Here is a 212-nt window from a genome sequence, read left to right as displayed (position 1 = left end):
GATCACAATACAAGACACTACTGCTCCAACTTGGAATACTGTTGCTGGCACTCTAAATGTAACTTTGGAATGCAGTGATACTGTTGGACTTGCTGCTGCTCAGGCTCAGTTCCCAACAGCTTCTGACCTTTGCGATGCTGATGTTTCTAACATCACTAAAACAAGCGGACAGTTCGTTGCCTCTGAAGGTTGCGGAAATGCAGGAACTTACA

At 45.3% G+C, this 212-nt stretch carries 1 protein-coding gene; it reads left to right on the top strand.

All coding sequences use genetic code 11. The features are described 5' to 3' along the window. The coding region (locus DMA14_RS00020; RefSeq protein WP_157957629.1) for a hypothetical protein at window positions 1-212 on the top strand (212 nt) is incomplete at both ends.

Source organism: Flavobacterium sharifuzzamanii, from assembly GCF_003254585.1.
In the GTDB taxonomy this organism is placed as follows: domain Bacteria; phylum Bacteroidota; class Bacteroidia; order Flavobacteriales; family Flavobacteriaceae; genus Flavobacterium; species Flavobacterium sharifuzzamanii.
The sequence above is the reverse complement of the archived record's forward strand: the minus strand, read 5'-3'. Positions and strand labels throughout refer to the sequence as shown.